Annotated in this window: 17 protein-coding genes; 12 read left to right on the top strand and 5 right to left on the bottom strand. The window is 35.2% G+C overall.

Annotated features, from left to right (window positions below; genetic code table 11):
- Positions 1-74 precede the first annotated feature (74 nt).
- The 9 genes from PNIG_RS10045 (at position 75) to PNIG_RS10010 (ending at position 10,239) form a co-directional block, all read left to right on the top strand.
- Entirely contained in the window at positions 75-2,867 is a 2,793-nt protein-coding gene (locus tag PNIG_RS10045; protein ID WP_089368400.1) for a molecular chaperone DnaK, read from the top strand.
- A 15-nt stretch (positions 2,868-2,882) separates the two neighbouring features.
- Entirely contained in the window at positions 2,883-3,509 is a 627-nt protein-coding gene (locus PNIG_RS10040) for a hypothetical protein (RefSeq protein WP_089368399.1), read from the top strand.
- 1 nt (position 3,510) lies between these two features.
- The gene (locus PNIG_RS20075) at positions 3,511-4,422 is read left to right on the top strand and encodes a hypothetical protein (RefSeq protein WP_208619484.1); all 912 of its coding nucleotides are present in this window, start codon (positions 3,511-3,513) and stop codon (positions 4,420-4,422) included.
- Between the two features lie 45 nt (positions 4,423-4,467).
- Positions 4,468-6,519 (top strand): ATP-binding protein, encoded by a 2,052-nt coding sequence (locus PNIG_RS10035; protein WP_208619483.1) that lies wholly within the window; start codon positions 4,468-4,470, stop codon positions 6,517-6,519.
- A gap of 10 nt (positions 6,520-6,529) precedes the next feature.
- Positions 6,530-7,180 (top strand): hypothetical protein, encoded by a 651-nt coding sequence (locus PNIG_RS10030; RefSeq protein ID WP_089368398.1) that lies wholly within the window; start codon positions 6,530-6,532, stop codon positions 7,178-7,180.
- Complete coding sequence (locus PNIG_RS10025; RefSeq protein WP_089368397.1) at positions 7,181-7,657, top strand: hypothetical protein; 477 nt, start codon at positions 7,181-7,183, stop codon at positions 7,655-7,657. It begins immediately after the preceding gene.
- Positions 7,657-8,574: a coiled-coil domain-containing protein gene (locus PNIG_RS10020; protein WP_089368396.1), complete on the top strand. Its 918-nt coding sequence runs from the start codon at positions 7,657-7,659 to the stop codon at positions 8,572-8,574. The genes PNIG_RS10025 and PNIG_RS10020 overlap by 1 nt, the downstream gene beginning before the upstream one ends.
- A gap of 577 nt (positions 8,575-9,151) precedes the next feature.
- Positions 9,152-9,721 carry a hypothetical protein gene (locus PNIG_RS10015; RefSeq protein ID WP_076919047.1) on the top strand — a complete coding sequence of 190 codons (570 nt, stop codon included), beginning with the start codon at positions 9,152-9,154 and terminating at the stop codon, positions 9,719-9,721.
- A complete protein-coding gene (locus tag PNIG_RS10010) occupies positions 9,718-10,239 on the top strand; it encodes a hypothetical protein (protein WP_089368395.1) in 522 nt (173 codons plus the stop codon). Before PNIG_RS10015 ends, PNIG_RS10010 begins: the two co-directional genes overlap by 4 nt.
- A gap of 9 nt (positions 10,240-10,248) precedes the next feature.
- Here PNIG_RS10010 and istB read toward each other — a convergent pair whose 3' ends face one another.
- Entirely contained in the window at positions 10,249-11,001 is a 753-nt protein-coding gene (istB, locus tag PNIG_RS10005; protein ID WP_089368257.1) for an IS21-like element helper ATPase IstB, read from the bottom strand.
- Complete coding sequence (gene istA / locus PNIG_RS10000) at positions 10,994-12,487, bottom strand: IS21 family transposase (RefSeq protein ID WP_089368256.1); 1,494 nt, start codon at positions 12,485-12,487, stop codon at positions 10,994-10,996. The genes istB and istA overlap by 8 nt, the downstream gene beginning before the upstream one ends.
- 145 nt (positions 12,488-12,632) lie before the next feature.
- Between istA and PNIG_RS09995 the strand changes: the two genes are divergently transcribed.
- Both PNIG_RS09995 and PNIG_RS09990 read left to right on the top strand, forming a co-directional pair.
- The gene (locus PNIG_RS09995) at positions 12,633-14,657 is read left to right on the top strand and encodes a hypothetical protein (RefSeq protein ID WP_089368394.1); all 2,025 of its coding nucleotides are present in this window, start codon (positions 12,633-12,635) and stop codon (positions 14,655-14,657) included.
- Positions 14,627-17,740, top strand: coding sequence for a site-specific integrase (locus PNIG_RS09990; RefSeq protein WP_089368393.1), 3,114 nt, complete (start codon positions 14,627-14,629; stop codon positions 17,738-17,740). The genes PNIG_RS09995 and PNIG_RS09990 overlap by 31 nt, the downstream gene beginning before the upstream one ends.
- Positions 17,741-17,773: 33 nt before the next feature.
- Here PNIG_RS09990 and PNIG_RS09985 read toward each other — a convergent pair whose 3' ends face one another.
- From PNIG_RS09985 to PNIG_RS09975, 3 genes are read right to left on the bottom strand one after another with little or no spacing between them, the layout of a single operon-like run.
- Positions 17,774-18,631, bottom strand: coding sequence for an HD domain-containing protein (locus tag PNIG_RS09985; RefSeq protein WP_157696007.1), 858 nt, complete (start codon positions 18,629-18,631; stop codon positions 17,774-17,776).
- Entirely contained in the window at positions 18,624-19,835 is a 1,212-nt protein-coding gene (locus PNIG_RS09980; protein WP_089368391.1) for a site-specific integrase, read from the bottom strand. Before PNIG_RS09980 ends, PNIG_RS09985 begins: the two co-directional genes overlap by 8 nt.
- Entirely contained in the window at positions 19,828-20,079 is a 252-nt protein-coding gene (locus PNIG_RS09975; RefSeq protein WP_024594200.1) for a hypothetical protein, read from the bottom strand. Before PNIG_RS09975 ends, PNIG_RS09980 begins: the two co-directional genes overlap by 8 nt.
- Before the next feature lie 87 nt (positions 20,080-20,166).
- Here PNIG_RS09975 and PNIG_RS09970 point away from each other — a divergent pair, with 87 nt between their 5' ends.
- On the top strand, positions 20,167-20,394 hold the full coding sequence (locus PNIG_RS09970; RefSeq protein WP_089368390.1) for a helix-turn-helix domain-containing protein: 228 nt from the start codon (positions 20,167-20,169) through the stop codon (positions 20,392-20,394).
- The last annotated feature ends 125 nt before the right edge of the window (positions 20,395-20,519 follow it).

Here is a 20,519-nt window from a genome sequence, read left to right as displayed (position 1 = left end):
TATTTAAATTATTTATACAGGTTTTAGTAGTAAAAGCAGAATAAGACTTATACATAAAAAATATAGGAAGAATAATGGATACAAAAAGAATTACGCAATGGATGCTATCTAATAAAGATGCGCAACAAATAGGTGTTGATGCATCATTTGACAAAATGGTTATGCATTTAGAAGAAATGATTCAAAAAGAAATTATTGCCTTTGTAAATAATGTAACAGTTACGGGGGAAGATAGGCCATTAGTTAATGCGTTAAATAATTGTTTTAATGAGGTTGAAAGTGAATTTAATAGTGATCGTTGGGTAAACTTTGGGGGTGATATTTACTTTGATAAACAAGCCAAAGGCTTTTGGATGCTTTGTGAAGCTAAGGTAAAAGCATTTAATAAAGACTCATATTTTAACTCGGGCCAATCATATAGTGATGTAATAGAAATAATTAATTCTGAATTAAAAGATGACTTTAATGAGTGGGATGTACCGAACCTCGCTACTCTTAGGTTGTTAACAAAGTTATTAAGTGCACCTTTTAATATTAACCGAGGTCGTTTCTTATTAAATGCTTACTATTTATATAAAAAAAATAATAAGGTACAGGGTTTTGATTGTGATTTAAATTGCTTTACTGATGCCTCAAAAGGTTTCTGCCTACCCTATCTATCCCAGCATGATATATCTGGATTGGGGGCGAAAGGGATATTCATTAATGCCATATACAGTGGTTTTGTCCCGACTAAACTCAAAGATAATGCGTTATATAAAGTATTAATTGTTGCATTAAATTACAAAAATAAAGCTGCAATTCAAAAAATAGCTGATAAAACTGACATATTAAATCAGCTAGTCACAAAAAAAATAACTAATAGCTTGCTACTAGAAGACCATATTCGCGCTGACATAGCGCCTTATCACTCAAAAATGGTAGAAGATACAGAGCTCGGTCATTGGTCTTTGTGGACCGATGAGCTTGAAAATACTAATGAGCAAAGTATTAATTTACCCATTCCACTGGTTGCGCGAGACCCAAAATCGAGTATTAACGATGGGGTGGTCGCAATAGATTTTGGTACAAAAAGTACCGTTGTAGTGTATCAAAAAGATAATGTGAATATTCATCCTATGCGAGTTGGTACTGGGGATTTACGTACAGATATACAAGCCCATCATTATGAAAACCCAACAATTATGGAATTTAGAGACCTTGACGCATTTATTAGTGCTTATGGTGCAAAAGCCAATAAACCTTATACTCGTTGGCAAGATTTAACTATTTCCCATACTGCCAAAAATGCAATGGAAGGCACTGAGTCTAGCCAATTTAATACCTTTTTAGATGAAATAAAACAATGGGCGGGCGATAAAAACAGAAAGCTAAAAGTAGTTGGACAAAAAGGCAAAGTGATTGACTTACCACCATTTTTAGAACTTGGCACTGACGACTTTAACCCTATTGAAATTTATGCATATTATTTAGGTTTATATATTAATAACTTAAATAATGGCATTTTTATGGAGTACATACTGTCGTTTCCTGTGACTTACGAAATGCCAGTGCGCGATAAAATTATAGAAAGCTTTGAAAAGGGGCTTAAAAAATCACTTCCTGCTGAATTAGGGCCTGACACTATTGAGCAATTAACCGTTATAAAAGGGGCGAGTGAACCTGCTGCTTATGCCTTAACTGCTTTTAAATCTCATGACTTTGACCCAGAAGGTGACGAACGCATTTTTTATGGCGTTTTTGACTTTGGCGGCGGCACAACCGATTTTGATTTTGGCATTTTTAGAGAAGCTAAAAGTGGAAAAGAGCGCCGTTTTGACTACGTAATAGAGCACTTTGGTGCTGGTGGCGATCAATTTCTTGGTGGTGAAAACCTTTTAGAATTATTAGCGTTTGAAGTATTTAAGAAAAACAAAGTAGCACTTTTAAAAGCGGGAATTCAATTTGAAAAACACCCTGAAAAAGATGAATTTGCAGGCAGCGAACAACTACTAAGTTATTCACAAGAAGCAAGAAACAACACAAAAAAACTATGTATTGCTTTGCGCCCATTTTGGGAAGAGCACGAAGGCTTTTCGATTGATGCTTCTGGAGAGCTTAGTATAACGCTCACAGATATTAATGGTATTCAGCATTCTGCTTTTGCGCTTGATGTTGATGAGGATGAACTAACTCAGTTACTGTCTGATCGTATTGAGCGAGGCGTTGAAAACTTTTTTAATGCGCTGCGTTTGGCTTTTAGCAATATTCAAGAATCATTAAATGATATTGATGATGTAAAAATATTTTTAGCGGGTAATTCAAGCCAGTCTAGCTTTGTTAACGCATTATTTGAAAAGCATATTAACTTACAAGATGAAGCTATTGGCAATATTAGTGGTAATAGCCATTTTAAATTATTTGCGCCACTGGGCGCTAATAAAACTGACCTTGAAAAACCAACAGGTAAAACAGGCGTTGCTTTTGGTTTAATTGAGTCGCGAGAAGGCGGCAACATAATGGTGATTGACCGTAATGTTGGCGATGATGATATTCGTTTTAAATATTACCTAGGCGAAAGCCGTAAAGGTAAATTTAAACCAATAATAGACCGTGAAAGTAATTTTAATCAGTGGATTGAGTTTATTGATGCAGGCTACCAAAAATTTGAATTATTTTACACTGAACAACCAACATCAAGCACAGGGAATGTATCTATTGCTGACAGTGGTATTAAAAAGAAAGCCATTAAGCTTGATATGACCGATAACGATGCAATGGTTTACTTAAGAATTATATCACCTACTCAGATTGAGTACGTGATAGCTGATGAGCAGGACATTAAAAATAACTCTTATCTAAATGAACCTCAAAGCCTAGAACTATAATATTTAAGGAAGATTATGTTAGTACCTACACTTATCCCTACAATAATAACAGCGGTTAGTAAATTAGCTTCGACTCTAGGACCAATGCTAGTTAGAACCGCACCTATGGTATTAAAAACAGTAGGTGAAAACTTACCTAAGGTTGTTCAAGTCATTGAGCAGTTAAGCATTGCTTCGAGCGTTCTTAAACCGAATGAAAGCGTTAATGAGCTAGGCGCTAAAGCTATTTCTGCTGATAAAACACCCGAAGACTTTAATCAAATTAATGATTATATAGATTACTTACGAAATGATGTGACAGAAGTAACGCTAACTGATGAACCAACAAATGTTTTAGCCTGTCAGGCGATAGGGAGTGCCATTTTATTGCAAGGCTTGAACAGGGAATTGAGTACCAACATTTCTTTACCATTTTTAAATAAAGTAGCAGAGATAGGTGTAGGTTCGAAAGTGGTTTTCGAGATTATTAAAGCGTATTCAGGCAGTGGCTTAAATTTAGAGCAAATAGAAGCTTACAGTGACGGCCAGCTCCAATTGAATGAAACTAAACAACATAGTGATTGCTTGGTTAGCGCTTATAAAAATGCTGAACCATCTATGACTCAACAAGAAGCCGAACAAGCTGTAATGAAGGATTTTTAAAATGGCAAGGATAAAAAAATCGTTAGTTGAACTTTTAAAAGCAAATAGTATAGATGCAGCTGTGCAAGTACCTGCTATTGAAAAGCCATTTTTACTAGCTGAGCATGAATTTTCACTTTACCACATAAAAGAAGTAACTTTTGATGAAGAACTTCCTCGAAAAGAGGCGTTTGAGAATGTGTTAAATTCGTTAAATATTGAAGGTATTCTCTTTCTTTATTTACTCATTGGCGATGGAGAAAGCGTTAAGTTTTTATTTGGTATTGCAAAAGATAAGCGCTACAAAGGAGATTTATCCCTTGATGTTGACGATATAGGCGAAAGTATTTTAAAACCCTCTTTAGAGGGGAATTTTAGAGGAAGCATAGTTAAAAAGCTTGATAAATATGAACGCAAGCAAGTTAAAAGCGATGTGGATGCTTTTTCTAAAGTCTCTAAACTTGAAGGCGTCCCTAGCGTTCATGAAGATAACGAACAGTTTCAAGGTGTTGACCGTTTGGTTGATATAATGAGTGGCGATAAGTTTTGCTTAGCTGTTTTGGCTGATCCTCTTTCACTGACTGAGGTAAACGAACTTGAAGGGCAATTACATGAAATTTATGACAAATTACTGCCCTTATCTAAAAAAAGCATTCAAGACGGAACAAATAAGGCTAAGACAGAAGGAGCCTCTGAAGGTTCTAGTAGCACTAAAACAACGAGTGAAAATGACGGTAAATCTGTAACAACTAATACGGGTAAATCGGTTACTACAAACAAAGGGACAAATAACACCGAAGGTAGTAAGCAGTCATCATCAGGCTTTTCTGAGACCGACCATAGTCGCCATATAAATGGTAGTGAAAGTACAACGAAAGGCACCTCAGAGTCTACGGCTACAGGCAGCAACCGAGGAACAAGTACATCGGAGTAAACAGGTACATCATCTAGTGAATCTCGTGAGTTTTCAGATAAAACAGTGCAAGATTGGGTTAGTTATATTGATGAAGTGTTATTAAAACGGATTCAAATAGGCAAAAATAAAGGGCTTTATCTGTCTAATATTTACTTATTATCTAACTCTGAGGCTAGTGTTTTAAAGCTAGGAAATACGGCAAAATCAATTTTTTCGGGTGAAGAGGCGAACAAGTCACCTTTACAACTTAAAAAATTGACGGTCAAAAATGAGATTTCTACATTAAAAAACTTCCAATTGCCTGCATTGCAAGCAGCAAGTGCTGATGCTGCGAAAAGTGATAACAATATCCATCAATTAAATCTATTGCTTTCTAGAAACCCTTTTAATCGATATTTATGTAATTGGCTCTCTACTAATGAATTGAGTGTTGTTGCTGGTCTACCTCAGAAAGAAGTTGTGGGGTTAACTTTAAAAGAAGAAGTTGAATTTGGCTTGAATATGACGCAACAGGCCAGTGATGAAAACAAACTCTTTTTGGGTAACCTAGTTAAAAGTGGTTTAAAGCAGAGAACAGAGGTGAGTATAGATAAGCGTGACTTAGACAAACATACGTTTATAGCAGGTGTTACAGGAAGTGGTAAAACGACAACTTGCCATCGATTATTACACTCAGCTCAAATGCCATTTTTAGTCATTGAGCCAGCTAAAACAGAATACAGAGTACTAACAAAAAAAGATAACAGCATTTTAATTTTTACCTTGGGTAACGATAATGTTGCTCCTTTCAGACTCAACCCTTTTGAATTTTTCCCCCATGAAAATATTACCTCTAGAGTCGATATGATAAAGGCGAGTATAGAATCAGCTTTTGATATGGAAGCTGCAATACCACAATTAATAGAAGCTGCTATTTATCGTTGCTACGAGGCTAAAGGTTGGAATATTGCTAATTCTAAAAATAGCTATTATGAAAACCCATTTGCCCCAGGGGTGTATGCGTTTCCTACACTAGCTGAATTGATTGATATGACTGAGGTTGTTGTAAACGAGCAAGGCTTTGATGATAGGTTAAAACAGGATTATGTAGGGTCAATAAAAGCACGCTTGCAAGGGTTATTGATAGGCTCTAAAGGCCAAATGTTAAATACACCGCGGTCTATAAACTTTAAAGACTTAGCGCAACGCAATGTGATTTTAGAACTTGAAGAGATCCGTAACCCAAGTGAAAAGTCTTTAATTATGGGGTTTGTTTTAGCTAATCTAAATGAAGCCGTACGTGCTAATCACGAAGAATATAGAAAGCGCGGCGAGAAGTTTAGACATATTACACTGATTGAAGAAGCACACCGTTTACTATCTAAATTTGAGACAGGGGATAGCTCCAATAAAAAACAGGGGGTTGAAACATTTGCTGATATGTTGGCTGAAGTACGAAAATATGGGGAGTCGTTGATTATTGTTGATCAAATTCCGAATAAACTAACGCCAGAAGTATTAAAAAATACGAGTACTAAAATTATTCATAAGCTTTTTGCACAAGATGATAAAGAGGCCGTTGGAAATACAATGGCACTATCGGATGAGCAAAAAGACTTTTTATCAAATCTTGAACCTGGTCGTGTTATTTTATCTACTTCGGGGACGACAAAACCTCTTCAAGTTCAAATAAAAGAGTTTGTTAGTACAACACAAGAAACAGATGTTGATCCTGAAGAAATTAGAAACATAGCGCTTCAATATTATGCGGATAATTACAAGTTAGGTTTAATTCAGGGGTTAGAGCTTTTAGAAAGTAAACCTTCAGCAGATGTTATTCAGGATATATTACAAGGGAATCCAATGCTTGCTTGGATTAACACTGTAAAAAATTATAAATCAAACATTGAGTTACATAACTATATTAAAGGTTATGGTATTGGTTTTATGCATCAATATATTCTTACCACTTGTTATAAAACACCTGCAGAATCAGACGAAAATGAAAAACAGTCAAATAGTCGAAGCGACTGTTTAAGGCTTTACCTATATGCAGTGCTCGAAAACTCTGAAGTTGCATTTAATATGGAACAAAGAAATGCGCTTTGTACTAATAAAAAATTAAATTTTAATTAAGGAAATAACTATGGGTTTTTGGAGTGGTTTGTGTAGTGCTGTGAGCAGTGCATGTAGCGTTATAAGTAGCACAGTATCAAGTATTGGTAGTAGCATTGCAAGTGCTGCTACAAGCATTGCCAGCTTAGGAATAAGCCTTGCGGCAAAAGTTTCTGATGCCATTAAGTCGGTTGGCATTTCTTTAGGCATTATTAGCCCAGAAGATACAATGGAAGAGCTAGGCGAGCGGGCTATGTTAAGTGATAAAAAGCCAGAAGATTTCGATTCAATTAATGATTATATTGATCACCTGAGAAATAACGTCGTCTTTGATAAAGAAAAATTTGATAGCCTTGATGAAAAAGATCTTTTGGCACGTTCTTCTATTGGTGCCTCTATTACTTTAAAAGGAATTAATGAAAAACTAGATGCAACAGTGACACCTGAATTCATGGCGACTGTGGCGGCTCAAGAGCTAGAAACTGATGAAATTATTGGGACTATAAAGGCCTATAAAGAGAAGGAATTAAAGCTAGATAACTACGAGCTTTACCTTAATGATGAGCTCTCTCTTGATGAAACAACGAAGCATAGTAATGCCTTAGTTGATGCTTACCAAAAACTAGAGCCTGAATTATCTATTGAACAGATTGAAAGCAAGGTTATGGGGTTAAGTAAGTAAATGGCTGATTTTTATATTCAAGTAAAAAATAACATGGCTAAAACGAGTCGCATTATAGATGGTGACTTAGAGATTATTCGCTTTGCCGGAGAAGAGTGGATTTCGGTTAATTTATACTGGCAACAATTTAAAAATAAAATTGAATATACTACGACTGAAAAGCTGGCCTTTGTTATTGATACAGATATTAACTCTTTTAATGTTGATACGAGTATTTCAATCGCTGACAAGTTTATTACTAGTGAACAAGATCTTCAGTGGATTATTAATGGTATTGACACTGCTTGTTCTCAAGTTTTTCTTTATCCAGATATTTCAACAAGGCTTAAAGTAAGCAGTGCGGTTAAAAATGATCAACTTGGTGTTGATGAAAAAACCGTTAAGCCAGCTGTTGAAGAAGTAGATGCTGGCAATAGTAATGTTTTACAGAATTATTACCGAAAGGCGACAAGGAATTTTAAAAGAGGCAATCAATAATGGATGAGCAATTAATTGGAGATCAAACTTTAAAACAGAGTTTTTTATTACTTTTGGAAGACAGTGAAGTCCAAGGAAAAGTGCGTGAAATAATGTTGAAACCGGCAGTTAACAGGACTTTAGAAACAACAGTTGTTGAAGACTTAGCTCTCAATGACAATACTTTAACTCAGGAACTACAAGAAGAAGGTAATAATTTAGATATTGAGGTAATAAAATTAAGAAGTGAGAATGAAGAAATGAAAGAAATTATTATAAAACTTAAGTCATTACTCGGATTGAAAGACTCCGCTTTAAATAAAAGCAACGAAGCTATTTTATCACTAAACCAAGATAAGTCAGGCTTAGAAGCTAACTTATCTACAGTAACTTCTAACCTTAATCAAAACAAACAGAGCTTGTCGGAGGCTTCTAGCAATTATAAATATTTAAAGACAGAATATGATTCTATTAAAGCGAAATATGAAGAACAAGAAAAAAAAATAGCATACTACCGCGATAACTTTGAAGAAGATCTTCGAATTAAAGAAATCTATGATGCTCTTTCTACTCAAACCAAATTATCAACGGATAATATATTTACCGATCCTAGCGTAAAAGGGCTAGTTGCTTGTGGTATTCAAGAAAAATATATTTTTAACTTGTGGGATTATATTAAAGCGGAGGTGGTTAAAGGAAATAACTCAGACCAAGAGCGTATTATCCAACTGTTTATGTTGTTGTTTAACCGCTTTAAGCTTGCTTATCCGATGTTTGAACTGCAGCGAGTTAAAGCTGGGGATAAATTTGATACCCAATCTCATATTAAACACAATAAAAGTGAAAATATGAGTGGCGATATTCAAAGTGTTTTATTTCACGGTTGTATAAATACTAAAACAGGTAAAGTGCTTAAGCCATCGATTGTTATTCTTTAATAGTTAAAAATAAATTTTGACTAAGCAGTTATTTAACTCGGCAAGCGGATGTCTGCTTAACTTTATTGTTATACAGATAATCTGCAAAGGCGCGAGGTCGAATTAGGTGCTAGGTCAAGGAGCTAAAAAAGTGGTTTGGGCGCTTGGGCACAAGTTTGGGCACAAATCGATAAAAACTGGAATTTTTAGGATGATCTTTTGAGGCTTGGCTCTCGTTATTTTAAAATTTTGAATACAAAATAATAAAAAACTAAGAATTTAATTTTTAGTTGAATAATTAAACGAATAGATTGAATAGGGTTTTTAACTGTTTGAAATATAGAGTTTAATTGGTACGACCGAGTGGATTCGAACCACCGACCTCTACCATGTCAAGACGTTAGTTTAACTACTTCTATAAATAATAATCTCCAGTAAATATAATGAATTGCATATTATTACAATAACTTATATAAAATTTAGTTAATATTAAAATCTGTTTTTGAGTGTTTTACGAACATTTAAAGCTTGATCTGGGCACTGTTTAGGCACATTATGAAAATGTCAAAAATGACTACTTATTGTTCTGGTGCTGAATATGATTGATGAGAATGTTGAAGGCAAATTAAAAAAGATCGATGAATTATTAGACAGGTCTACATTTGAGTATATTGTCGCAGAAAATATTACCCTTGAAAAAACCATAGATAATTTAATTAGTAATATAAATTTGTTTTCGTTTTTAAAACCAAGTTCAAACGACAGCTTTGATACAATTACTACTTGGAAACTTGATGCTTATCAAGCCCCGATAATTGGATATAAAACTGATAATGAAAAGTTAAAACTAGTCTCTGGCTTATTTACATTTCATAAAGTTTGTCGACTTCAAGAACAGTCAAATCAACTTGTCCCATGTTTGATCCTTCCTAATCGTCCGACACCCGATCTTAGACGTTTAATTTTTCTTAATGATATTGTTCGACTACTTTTTAAGCAGTACTTTAATGCATCCGGCCCTTTAATCTCAGAGTTACTTATTGGCTTATTCAAAGGTGAACAACCAGTAATTGATTCAACAGAATGGCGTACCTTATTTCCAGCTATTAAAACAAAAACAGAATTATGTAAATGGCTTAAAATTAGTACAAAAGTGATTAAATTATGACGGGTACGCTAAAAGTTAAGCTTCTTGAGCATATTGAGTTGTATTGTAAAGGGGTAAACTTGGAAATCAGTATCGAGGATATAAAATCTGACTTTGATGATTTTACTTCTCGCATAAGTGCCCCTGAAGATTTGAGTGGTTTATCACAAGTTTTTTTATTATTAAAAAGGATGAATGATGCGTCACAGAAGCTATGGGAGTTTACTAAAAGTGAGCTATGTCTTCCTGAGTATATTTATTATGCCTTTAATGAGTATGGAGTTGAGCTAGATGCAAGCTCAAGAGAGAGTTTTAATCGCAGCACATATAAAAATGGTTGGTGCAATGAGATACCATTCTATGTATTACTTATTAAATCATATGAGTATAAGCAAGATTCAAAATCATTAAATCTTCTTGCTAATTTTATTGGTAATTATTTTAAAACAATACATACACTCATCGATCCTGAATTAGCTACAAGCTATCTAGCGTCAATTAACTTGGCCGGTTCCGCGTCAATTATCTTGGCCGGTTGACACCGAATTTTATTTGCTCTTATTGAGCGCTGTTTTGCGTCGGTAACTTTCACCTTCGCAATGAATAATCGTTGCATGATGAACCAAGCGATCGATTGCCGCGACAGTCATCGTTGAATCATCAAATAGTTCATCCCATTGTTCGAATGATTTGTTTGATGTGATGATCATGCTGTGTCGCTCATAGCGATGGGCTATCAATTCAAACAGCACACTCGTTTCCTGTTCCGTTTTTCGAACGTAACCAACGTCATCAACGATTAATAAGCTGTATTTATCGAGCTTTACAAGTTCGTCTTGCAAGCGTAAATGTCGCTTTGCTTGCTGGAGTTGTTGAACAATCGCTGACGCGGCAACAAACTTAACTTTATGGCCCTGCTCGATAAGGCCATAACCGATGCTACTGGCGATATGCGTTTTACCAAGACCACTGGCGCCAAATAACAATATATTGCCACCGTACTTCAACCAATCCGGCTGATTTATTAAATCAGCAACAAGGGGCTTACTAACCCCATCAACAAGGGTAAAGTCGAAGCTGCTAAGGTGTTTACCCACGGGCAATTTTGCATCTTTTAAAAGCCGCTGAAGGCGTTTGTCATCGCGTGTCGCAAGTTCAATATGGCACAGCTCAGATAAGTATTGCTGTGGGCTCCATTGTTCTTCTATCGCTTTTTTGCCCAGAGTATTCCACTGTTGAAGCATGGTGCTAAGCTTTAATTGTTTCAGCATTAAAGGTAACGAGGCCGTGAAGTTATCCATGTAGACCTCCCGGTATCATGCTGCTATAAGCGCTCAAGCTGTGTTGCTTTATTGTTATTGTGGGTATGTTTGATGCAATCACTAAAAATTGCGCTTCACATTCTCGGATGGCCGGTAATTGTCGCTGAGTAATTGACGCTGCTACAAATCGTCCTAATTGACGTTCACACCCACTTTGCTTCGCTAAATGGAGCAATTTCACCATGTAATAGCTCGCTTCATCCGCTAAAAGGTGGGCATTAACGTATTCCCAAATAGCTTTGTAATTGTCGCTTGGAAGTAAGTCGTCACGTAGTTGTGAGTAGCGAAATGCCAATGGTTTTTTAACCAGTGCGTCAATAACATGCAAGTAACTAATATTACGTGCACGGCATCCTTTAGAAGCATAGACACGCGCTAACGTTTGAACTAAATCGCTGCCATAGCGCAGCTCTAAACGGTTGTCATATAAACGAACAAGTAATCGGCTACCAATAAGGCGTGACGGGACGCTATAGGTAACACGTTTCAACGAAATAGTACTCGTACGTGACACCGTTAGATAATGCTCGGTGTAATTGACGCTCATCGTCCGTGGTAAAGCATGTAATTGTCGCTGCTCTACTGCGTATTTATCACTTACACGGCGATTACGGCGAGCTACAATGTCGGCAACAAACGATTCATAGACTTCTCTTGTCTGAAAGTCATAACTACCACGGATTTTTAATGCTTGCTCCAGTTGCGATTTAAGATGCCCATGAGGGCTCTCAATAGCCCCATTTTCATGCGCAATACCACGGTTATTGCGGGTCGCTTTAAAGCCATAATGGGTGACTAATTCATTAAAGCGCTCTGTAAAATCGTTATCATTAGTGTGATTACGATAGGCGGCACTCAGACTGTCTGTACGCACTTCTTTAGGCACACCGCCGGCTGCTTTAAATGCGTTTTGCACGCCATCAGAAAAAGCAGCAAAGCTTTCACCGCCGTAAATCACTTGGGCATAAGCCCAGCCACTGGCGGGCATACGATAATGAAACAACATATGCTTTAAGGGTTCACTAGCAATGGTAACGGGTGACTTCACATGTGTAAAATCACACATGCCTAATAGGCCATACTCGTGTGTTTGCAGGAATACGACCTCTTTGCTTGAGCCATACAGTGCTCGCCATTTGTGAATTCGACGCTCTAATGTACGCCGTGAGCTAGGGTTAAATTTGTCGGTGTGAAACTCGCAAAGGTGATCAAAAATTCCCACCGGAGTTAACGTTGCATCACCTTGAAGTAGAGGGACAACAATACTGTCCCAGATAGACTCAAGTGGATCTATACGCGTTCGCCATTGGCGTTTATTAGACAATGGCTGCTCATCCAGTTTATCAATGCGCCTTGCTGAACGTTCAGAAATACCTGCTTTCGCAGCCGCGATAACTTGGCTATTACGTTTTCTATGTTTCATATAAATAGTGACCTGCTGATCAGTGATTCGTGTTCCCGGCACAGTGAACTCCTCCGTTCTGCTGTACCGAACCTTATCAGATCAACCGGCCAAGATAATTGTCGCTAGACCGGCCACCGTAATTGTCGCTTAATATACAAGCTCATCAACAAGAGAAGCTGAGGTTTGTAATAAGTTTCGCTTATTAATGAAAAAGTCCAATATAGCCTTCGAACCAGATAAAGATAAAATATTAACAAACTACCTTGATTCAGCTTCGTCAATCGCGAGTAAGTTAGAGTCAATTATTAATAATGATATATATACTAATAATGTAACGGATAGAGGTTATTTAAATACTTTAATTCATTTTTATAAGAATGACTGGCAACCAGCTCGGCTGTATAAAAGAGGAGGCCGTTACAGAGGCTCCATCGCTAAATGGTATAAAAAACCTAATACTTTACCTATTCCTGGGGCTGTTGATAATTTGTCAGTTTTAATACCATCTTTAAACTTTTTATCAGATACAGAGGGACTTAACCCTGAAGATTCTGAGGTTCAGATGCCTTTTGTAATTGATAACAATGAAAGCAATACTGAAAGAGATAAAACCGATCATCAAAGCATTGAAATGATTTTTAGTCCCGCCTCTAAGAAGAAAAAACAAATAGATATAACTCGCAATGTGCACCGAGCTCATAATATTGCTTACCAAGATACGCGATTATTAAAGGCGCCAGAACTGGGCTTATTATTTGATACATTAAATAAGTATGGCCGTTCCGATAAAAATATTGAGCTAGCAATATTGGGATGGCTGATGTTTTTATTGGGTAAGACGTTACATGAGATAGAAAACTTACAGATATTTAATAAAATAGATGACAAAACACGAGGTTTGTTTCTAGATGAAAATGACCGTGGTTGGTGGTATTTTCCTATAACTCAAACTGCTAAACCAACGATTAAAAAAGTTGGTCTTATTAAAACAGCGAATGGTGTATTTACTGCTTGTCCTACATTTTTAACAGATTTAATAATTAAATATTTAAAGGGCAGAAAAGAAGGTTTACTTATTAACGTAGACAATTTTGCAGCACTTGAAAGCAGTTTAGCCAAAAAATTAAAAAAGGTATCAGATAGAGCTTATAGCGGAAGACTAAGTATCAATAGCATTAGTAATTTTATTGGGAATTATATTAATGCAACAGGTGTGATAGACCCTATTTATATAGACTTTAGTTACGATGTAAAAATGTATTCTACTCGAGTATCTAGAAGCTATAGCAATATTGATGATGTTACGCGGTGTGAAAGGCTATTTGAGTTTTGGCAAGAAGTTGAGTCTGATTACTATGATTATTGTAAAGAAAAATTCCCTATAAAACTTTTTGAATTAGTGTGTTTTGATAAGCGTAATCGTATGCTTGGTTCTAAATTTACACCAGAGAATATGACAGTTAAGAGCCTCATAGCAGCTTTGGTATTAGAAGTTAAAAACACTAAGTTAAACTCTTTAAAACAACTTGATGCAATCTTAAAATACCATAACGCGTTTACAGTCTATACGGCATGGATGTTAATGTTTGGAACGGGTTATCGGGCTGTTTGGAACCCGTTACCAACTTTTTCTCTGTATTTTCCAACGCTAAACCTCATGGGGATAAGTGATAAAGATGATAGTGATTTTACGCATTCTAGATTAGTTTGTTTACCGTCTATTTTAAATGCGCAAATCACAGCTTATCAAGAGCACCTTAGTTGTTTGAGAGGGTTAATAAGAGTATTAAAGCCCAAGTTATGCCAGTCAATAGATGACTTTTTAAATGCCGCCTCTAAAAGCTTAAATCTCGATTACAAAGAATCTTGTCAGTGGTTTAAGCTAATTAGAAATTCACGTATAAATCATGGACCTTTATTCATATTTCAAAGACAAAGAGCAGGAATTGTTACTAAAGGTATTTCTCCTACAGAGTTAGTTCTCAGGTTACCTAAGGAACATAAAATACCTGCAAATGCAGGAAGGCATTGGCTTAAAAGTAATTTGCTTTATAACAACGTCAATTCAGAGCTAATAAACTTTCAAATGGGCCATTGGCAGTCTGGTGAGGTTCCTTTAGCTGATTATTCGACACTAAATTACATAGATTCTGTAAATGAATTATTACCTATTCTAGATAAGTTATTTAAGGGGGTAGGGTGGCAAACTCTAAAGTCCGATCTTATTTAAATGAACTGAAGAAGCAAGGTAAGTTCCATCAATGTTTTCAACAGATTGTAAATGCTTATAGAAACGGCTCAGATAATGATTTTGGAATTAGATTTAGCGATGATGATTTTTTAAACGAATATAAAAAGCTATGCATGCTAATGCTTAGGTATTTTAAAAAATCCGATGAGAATGTTCTTTCTAGTGAAATGAACATTTTAAAGTCACGGTTAAAAGAAGACTTAACGATTAAACACCTTCAGCTCATGCTTATTGATGCTATATTAAATTATGGATTAAAGCATCATGGTATTGAATCTTCAAAAGTCCCTCAAATCGTCGTACTAAAGCGCGATAAACCTATGTTATCACCAGTAGAATTAATAAAACTACCGATAGCACTCCAAATTAAGTCAATATTAAGTAAAGAGCTACAAACACCAACTGCTAATTTATCAAAAGAAGCTAGTTATGGTCGGTTGGTTTTATTTTTATATATGACAACAGGTGTTCAGTTTGACGAGCTTATTACAATCATAAATGCCCCGGATGCTTTAATGTATTTAGGTGGTCAAGTATTTTGGTTTGGGAAAAGCGAAAAAGAGGAACGACGATACGTACTATGTGATGCTGTTGTCCTTTTATTATTACATCATAAAAACTTCATTAAGCCGTCTGAGAAAATACGAGTAAATAAAAATAGATTAAGTGAATTTATAATAACGTTTTTAACAGAAGCTAGTGGTACAAACTGGCAAAGCTTGTCACTTTTAAAATTACGAACACTTAGAAAAATAGATACTATAATCAACCTCAGCCCTATCGACTATCAGATGTATTTACGGTCTAGTACCTGTACCGAGCTACCTCAAACAGCTTTTTTAAGGTTAATAAGTAATAAGGCATTAGTTGCAGACGAAATAGCAAAACAACCTAAGAAATTTAATGAGCTTAATAAGCTATTGTCATTTGATAGTGACAGCTTTGATTATATTGAGCCTAAATTAATAAAAGCCAAGTTAGAGTATACCTATAAAAACTTGAGGGAACTGAATGGCCAAAGAGCTTCAAGGGCACAGTGCATTAAATTTGTTGAACAAGAATTGAAAAATGATAAAAATAGTGTTTATTTCAATATTTTGTGTGGTTGGCTTTATTACCTTTTGAAAGAGGGAGGGGTAACTAAAAAGAAGTTAAAAGTAGACACAGTAATTGATTATGTGAAAAGTATCAGTGAACCTTTTTTAAATGTTTTTACTCGAACTGATCTAGCAGTAATATCAGCGTCAGATTGGGCAATAAAGTTAAATGATACGAGTGAATATTTTAATTCTGCCCAACGTAAAAAGTATTTATATTATTTCTCTGTGTTTTTAATAGAGTCTGAAATTGTCAAAGACTTGTGTATTGACGATCTTGATATAGCTCCTGTCCAAAGTAAAGTTGATGCTAATTTAGTTTCAGCTAGTCATGTAAGCGCAATTCTTGAATATTTAAGTGACAGCCTCAATAACAGTCCGGTTGAGTTATATGCATATTTATTAATGTGTTTTTGTTTTTATAGTGGCTTGCGCCGTAATGAAGCCGCTAAGCTGTACTTTGGTGATATTCAGGTTTCACCTATAAAGCCAAATGAAGATGAATATGATTGGGTTCTACTATCAATCAGACCAAATAAAATAAGGGGTTTAAAAACACCTTCAGCTAGAAGAGAACTGCCCCTAGATGCGTTATGGCCAAAAGAGCATTTAGCCAAGCTAAGAAGCTTTTATGACGTTCAAAAAAACACTGAAAATAAGCCATCAAATTCATTGTTATTTAACTGCTCTGTTAGCGTAAATAAAGCATACGAGCTATTAACGCAATTACTGCATTATTATACTAAGGATCATACTCTAAGAATTCATCACCTAAGACATAGCTTTGCTAATTGGACTTGGTACAGATTAAATTCAAACTTGGTATTAACGGGAAGGCAGTATTTATCTATATTTGAAAATGACTTATTTGAGCAAAATTTTATTACTCACTTTAACAAAAGATTAAAAGTTAAAGACAATACTCGTTCAAAAATGTTTTTTTTGTCTCATTTACTTGGTCATAAAGTCACGGTGTCGACACTAAATAGCTATTTACACTTAAAGGACATACAGCATTGCGCTCAAATGAATCAGACATATACAGTATCTAAGTATTTTTTATCTGAATGTATAGGGAGAGCTAATTTTAAGGAGTTTATGCTAGGTGAAAGTTTAATTGAAAGAATTGAATTTTATAGTAAAAAACAAGAGCAAGACTATTCGATCCAATATGCGGGTAAGGTTAGTGATTTAATCACACCATCGTTTAAAGGTTTTAAACAAAAGTTTGAAGCTGATGGGCAAATAAGAATGTTAGATTATGCAAATGCTCTTAAATCGCTAGAACTAAACTCAATACACGATACAGCATCGAGTTACTCACTCCCTGTGGAGCAAGTTCAAAAATTACATGATAATGCTCTGAGTGTAAGCAGAGAATATCCTAGGAAAGGTAAAAAGCTGCCCTTAATTCCTAACTTCCCAAGTTTAGATAATACTAAAGATGACTTAAAAAGAGTTTCTTCACAAAAAGCATTTTATTATTTATGTCAGAAATTTGATACTTTACTAAGTCAGAAAAGTGTAACTCTTAGTGAAGCATTTGATGCCCTACAAATATTGAAATATGGTGCTGCAGGGAAGAATTTCGCTCTTCGTTGTCCTGATGAGCAAGTAATACGCAACTTTTTAAATTTATGTATAAAATTTAAATTAAAGTCGAGCCACTTCAAATTTCGTTTTCATCAAGTAGATTTACAAAATCAAAATGTTACTCAAGCGAGGTCTTACTGGGAGCAATTAGTTTCTTCATTTGGATTAAGCGATAGTCACATCGAAAGCGCCTCAATTGAGGAGGGCAGGTTTCTAGGTAAACATAATGGCAATGGCTTTTTGGAAGTTGGATTATTAATTACAGTAAAGGGTAGTAAAGGCACATATAAAAAGTCGAGGCGCCACCATAGCTTAATGAGTTTTCTTCATTTGCTGCTTATTATAAGTTATAGGGCCGGCGAAGACCCTTAAAAGCTTCAAATTAAGTTTAGGTATTTTAAAACTTTAACTCATTCTTTTAAGAACTTTATCGCCAACTTTACAAAAATGGTAGTAATCAGGAAGCTCTTGAAATTTAGCATGTATAAAAGCTGATTCAGAAGAGCATCGGTCAGCTTGTTGCACAATATGCTCAATTGCATATCTCGCTTTATAGCCAGATGGCTTGGCAGCTAATAAACTGCTTAATAACTCAAGCAATTGCCTATTCCGACTGCCTAGCTTCGCTAAAGGTTCAGCTAAGATAGCAAAGTTATAACCTTCGTGTGGTCCTGGTATATAGCGATCGTTGGCTTGATGTAGCATGACAAATATTTTACCAATATCGTGAAATAAGCCAGCTACTAATGCAGCTTGGCATTCAATACTGGAATGATTTAAGTGTTTAGCATTATTAAATGCAATTTCAGCTACCTCTATACTGTGCTCAAACAATCCATGAGTATAAGAGTGATGGTGGTTTAGGCTAGCCGGTGCTTGTATGAATTTTTGTAAAATGCTTTGTTTAGTTAAAATAAAATCAATAAAAGGCTGCAACTCACTGCATGTGACAAAGCTAAGCAGCTTAAAAAATCGTGCTATTAAATGCTCATTTGTATTATTTATCATCGAAGTTAAATTAAGGTACTGCTGTTCGTTACATTGAGAAAGTATAGGCTCTATATCACAAACAACATGATTACCCATTATATCGTGAGTTAACTGAAATTGAGCTAAGCCAGACACTATTTGGCATTTTCTAGCAATATCAGCAGATGTAATAGCGTAAATTATTTGCTTGCTTATCAATAGCTCACAATTGGCTGTTGGCAAAGTACCATTAATATGTAAATTTTTTAACCAACCATAGATATAGTTATTCATAAGTAGCCTCTTCTTCAATGTTGGCATTTAGAAGTAGGCGATCAAAAGCACTACCATCTTGTCGAGTATTGTTTGGAACATAACGGCTATAAACTTCAAATAGCATTTTAGTCGTGCTGTGACCCATTTGTTTAGCTATCCATTCAGGATTTTCACCAGCAGAAAGCCATAAAGTTGCGCATGTATGCCTCGTTTGATAAGGGCGTCTCCTCTTTAAAGAGAGCTCTTCTAGCGTTGGATACCATACCCTTTTAGTTATATTTCGATGGTCAAGAGGGTTACCTTTTTTATTACAAAAAACATAAGTGTTCTTACCTGTTATTTTGAATTGTGTTTTTAATGCATCAACAACAACTCTAGACAGCTGGATATTTCTATATGATGTGGCTGTTTTAGGTGTCTCAACATTGCCATCAACTAAGGTTTCATGAATAGTAATTTCATTTCGATCAAAGTTAACGTATTCCCACTTGAGGCCATCAATCTCTGCTGTTCGTATCGCAGTAAAAAAGCGAACTGTATAATAATTACGAAAATCACTTCTTACATACTTAAGAAATTGCTGAACTTCCTTGAGTGAAAAAGGTTCTATCTTGGTTTTAACTACTTTTAGTGGTTTTATATTGTTAAAAGGAGTTTGAAAATCATAACGTAATGACGCTTCTTTAAGTATGCCTCTAAGAGGTGTCATAACATGATTGATCCAATCATTACTTAATTGTTTTTTACTACTACGCTTAGGCTCTAATATGCCCGCGCGATATTTAATAATATGAGCACGACTTATTTCATCAAGATTAAACTTGCCAAATTCAGGAATTAAATAACGCTCAAAGATCATAGACACATTTTTAAAATGACTAATTTTCCAATGAATTTTACTTTCTTCTAGCCACTCATAAGCAAATGCCTCGAAGTTAGGTACATTCTGTAAAATAACATCAGCTTTATTCGTTTCATTGGCTTTTATAGCTTCTATCTGATCATCAAACAGTTTAAAAGCCTTACAGCGGTTACTATTCGGAAACATATCTCGGTAAACAAAACGATCGAGCATAATTTGAATTTCAATATTCTCTAGAACTTTCTCAAGTTTGATACGATTAGCTTTTGTTTCCTTGAGTAAGGTCTGCTCACGACATCGTATGTTTTGATAATAAAAATCAAAAAACAACTTATCGTTTCGGCTTCTTACACTAGCCATAACATACACCTCCACTTGCGAGAGGAATGACAAATTCGCGCTCAGCTTTATACGTGGTGTTGTACATTTCTTCCATTACACTTTCTAAAAGGTAAAGTATTTTTCTTGATCCAAAAGGTCTAATGTAATGCTCACCCTCAAAAAAAACATTGTCTTTCAACTTACGGTTAATGTAATCTGGGCTGAACTTAATAAAGCTTGAAAGTTCTTTAGCAGAAAGCAAAGTAAATTCATTTTTAATCATAAAAGTATCCTCACAAGAAACTAAGCTGATTAAATCATACGTAAAGTATCCTGTAAAGAAACTTTTTAAATAATTGGTTGTATTAAAATGATTGTTTATAACTTAAAGGAATTAATCGCAGCTAAGTCATTGAAAGAGGGACGTAAAATTACGTTAGATGAAGTTGCAAATGCCGCAGGAGTAAATAAAGCCGCTATGTCAAAAATGGCTAATAACAATAATTACTCAACAACTACGCGTACTTTGGATGCATTATGTGCTTACTTCGACTGCAAAATAGAAGAAATTATTACCTACGAAAAAGTCGATAATTAACTAAAGAGTAGTATTAAAAGCGTTAGATAGATTAACACTGCATAACCTTTATATATTATTTAAGATATGATTCTATATAGGCTTAAAAGCAAGTGGTGAAAATCTATTTTGATTGATATCAACTA

The organism is Pseudoalteromonas nigrifaciens, from assembly GCF_002221505.1.
Lineage (GTDB): Bacteria > Pseudomonadota > Gammaproteobacteria > Enterobacterales > Alteromonadaceae > Pseudoalteromonas > Pseudoalteromonas nigrifaciens.
Note: the sequence above shows the minus strand (reverse complement) of the source record. Positions and strands in the feature narration are given on the sequence as shown.